This window comes from Roseomonas sp. GC11 (assembly GCF_024437745.1).
Lineage (GTDB): Bacteria > Pseudomonadota > Alphaproteobacteria > Acetobacterales > Acetobacteraceae > Pseudoroseomonas.
The window spans coordinates 1-3,132 of sequence record NZ_JANFNY010000169.1; the positions used below are offsets into that span (position 1 = coordinate 1).

Genomic DNA, 3,132 nt, shown 5'->3' on the forward strand with positions numbered 1-3,132 from the left:
CCCCGCCCGCGCCAACCCGGGCGGCAGCCCGGCCGCCGGCGGCGGCGCCCCCACCGGCACCGCCCTGCTCACCGCCGGCGAGGTGCGCGGCGTGGCCGACCGCATCAGCGAATGCTGGTCCGTTGACGCGGGCATGCTCGGCCTCGACCAGATCGTGGTCGAACTGCGGGTGGACATCGATCCGGGCGGCACCATCCGCAACGTCCGCCCGGCCAACGGCGTTCCTTCCGACCCGCGCGCCCGCTCGGTGTTCGAGAGTGCGCGCCGCGCCCTGCTGGACCAGAAATGCAGCCCCTTGCCCGTGCCACGCGAGAAGATCCCGTCGCTGAACAGCGCGATCTTCCGATTCAACCCGAAGGGCCTCGTCCGATGACCCAGATCGACCCCACCCTGTCCCGCCGCCTGGCCCTGCTGGGGCTGGGCGGGCTGGTCGGCCTGCCTCTCTTCGGCGCCGCCTCGCGCGCGCGCGCCCAGGCGCCCGCGCCCGGCGGCCCCGCCGCCGGCGGCCAGCAATACATCGACATCACCCGCGCCCGCACCGATCCCATCCCGATCGCCCTGCCGGACTTCGCCGGCGCCTCGCCGCAGGCGCAGCAGCTCGGCCAGAACATCTCCCGGGTGATCATCAACAACCTGAAGAATTCCGGCCTCTTCCGCCCGGTCGAGCGCGCCGCCTACATCCAGACGCCGGAGGACGCCGCCGCCTCGCCGCGCTTCCAGGACTGGCGCATCATCGGCGCCCAGGCCCTCGTCACCGGCCGCGCCGAGCCGCAGGGCGACCGCGCCCGCATCGAGTTCCGCCTCTGGGAAGTGGGCTCCGGCCAGCAGCTCCAGGGCACCGCCTACACCGCCTCCGCCGCCAACTGGCGACAGATCGCCCATGTCATCTCCGACGTCATCTATGAGCGGATGCTGGGCGAGAAAGGCTATTTCGACACGCGCATCGTCTATGTCGCCGAGAGCGGCCCGCGCGACCGGCGCAACCGCCGCCTCGCCATCATGGACCAGGATGGCGAGAACCACCGCTTCCTGACCGATGGCAGCTTCCAGGTGCTCACCCCGCGCTTCCACCCGAATGCGCGGCAGATCGCCTTCATGTCCTATTTCAACAACCAGCCGCGCGTCTATCTGTTCAACCTCGACAGCGGGCGGCAGGAAGTCCTCGGCAACTTCCCGGGCATGACCCTCTCGCCGCGCTTCTCACCGGATGGGCGCAACGTCGTGCTCTCCTCCGTGCGCGGCGGCGACGCCAATATCTACGTCGTCGACCTCGGCTCGAAGCGCGAGCGGCAGCTCACCTCCGGCGGCGGCCTCGACGTCTCGCCCAGCTACTCGCCCGATGGCACGCAGATCGTCTTCAACTCCGATCGCGGCGGCGACCAGCAGCTCTACATCATGGATGCCGGCGGCGGCGGGGCGCGGCGCATCTCCTTCGGCAATGGCCGCTACGCCACGCCCGTCTGGTCGCCGCGCGGCGACCTCATCGCCTTCACCCGCATCTCCGGCGGGCGATTCGGCATCGGCGTCATGCGCCCCGATGGCTCGGGCGAGCGCATCCTCTCCGAGGGCTGGGCGATGGAGGGGCCGACCTTCGCGCCCAATGGCCGCGTGCTCGCCTTCTACCGCGAGAGCCAGGCGCGGGATTCGCGCGGCGGCGGCTATTCCGCCCGCCTCTCGATGATCGACATCGCCGGCTTCAACGAGCGCCAGATCATCACGCCGACCGACGCCACCGACCCGAGCTGGTCGCCGCTTCTCTCCTCGTGAGACGAAACGCCGGCTGAGGAGACGGCCCTGGGCCGTCTCCCTCTTTCGTGCGTGCGCGGCGCAATGCGGTTAACAAAAATTTTGCAAGTTTTTGGCTAGAGCTTTGCAAAGCACGATGGGCAACCATTCGCGCAACGATGTATTCTGTGCCTTGAAGACGCCCCAATCCGAGCGTAACCGCGGCCTTAATTCGACCTAATATGGGAATCGAAAGCATGCAGACCAAGCTCCTCGGCGCTCTCGCCGCCGCTGCCCTCCTCGCCGCCTGCGCGAGCGAGGACACCACCGGTGCCGCCACCGGCGCCGGCGCGGCCGGTGGCGCCACCGCCGGCGCGGTGCGCCCTGGCAGCCAGGAAGACCTCGTCGCCAATGTCGGCGACCGCGTCTTCTTCGACACCGACAGCAGCTCGGTCCGTGGTGATCAGCGCGCCACCCTGCAGCGTCAGGCCGCCTGGCTCGCCCAGTACCCGCAGGTCCAGGTGACCGTCGAAGGCCACGCCGACGAGCGCGGCACCCGCGAGTACAACCTGGCCCTCGGCCAGCGCCGCGCCAACGCCGCCCGTGACGGGCTGGTCGCCCAGGGCGTCGCCGCTGCCCGCGTCAACACCATCTCCTACGGCAAGGACCGCCCGGCCGCCCTCGGCTCCACCGCCGACGCCTGGGCCCAGAACCGCCGCGCCGTCACCGTGGTGCGCTAAGCCGCGCCTCGGATTGCGCGCGCCCCGCGCGCGCTTCCTTGACGACGGCCTGATCGGCTGAGACAAGCGGCGGTCCCCGTAACCGGGGGCCGCCGCTTTCTCTTTGTCCGACGCCCGTCTTTTCCACATATCTCTTTTCCACATATCCTTTTTCCCCGCGCGTCTCTTTCCCCGACCGCCCCGCCGGAAGGAACTGGCCATGCTCCGCAAGCTTCTCCTCGCCATGCCGCTGCTGCCACTGCTCGGCGCCGCGCCGGCCCTGGCGCAGATGGACAGCCGCGAAGGCATCGCCCTGCAGAACCAGATCCTCCAGCTGCGCCAGGAAGTGGACAGCCTGCGCCGCAGCGGCGGCGGCACCGGCGCACCCGTGCCCCTCGCCCCGCCCAGCCGCGGCGGCGCCCCGGCCGGCAGCGCCTCGCCCGAACTGGTCAGCCAATTGCTCGAGCGCATCGGCAATCTTGAAGAGGATGTCCGCCGCCTGCGCGGCCAGGCCCAGGAAGCCGAGTATCGCAACCGCACCCTCCAGCAGGCGCTCGACAAGCTGCAGGGGGATATGGATTACCGCCTCCAGCAGCTGGAGCAGGGTGGGGCAGGGGGCGCCGCCGGCGCCCGCCCGGCCACGCCCGCCGCCCCGGGCGGCAATCTCGCCGCGCCCCCGGCCCGCCGC

Annotated in this window: 4 protein-coding genes; all 4 read left to right on the top strand. The window is 70.8% G+C overall.

The features are described from left to right. Positions 1 to 373, top strand: a 373-nt coding sequence (locus NON00_RS24275; RefSeq protein WP_305123555.1) for a cell envelope integrity protein TolA, incomplete at its 5' end; no start/stop codon positions are given. Beyond that, complete coding sequence (gene tolB, locus NON00_RS24280; protein ID WP_256025375.1) at positions 370 to 1,767, top strand: Tol-Pal system beta propeller repeat protein TolB; 1,398 nt, start codon at positions 370 to 372, stop codon at positions 1,765 to 1,767. The genes NON00_RS24275 and tolB, both read left to right, overlap by 4 nt. A 215-nt stretch (positions 1,768 to 1,982) precedes the next feature. Continuing rightward, complete coding sequence (pal, locus tag NON00_RS24285) at positions 1,983 to 2,465, top strand: peptidoglycan-associated lipoprotein Pal (protein ID WP_256025376.1); 483 nt, start codon at positions 1,983 to 1,985, stop codon at positions 2,463 to 2,465. Between the two features lie 199 nt (positions 2,466 to 2,664). Beyond that, on the top strand, positions 2,665 to 3,132 hold a 468-nt coding region (locus tag NON00_RS24290), incomplete at its 3' end, for a YbgF trimerization domain-containing protein (protein ID WP_305123556.1).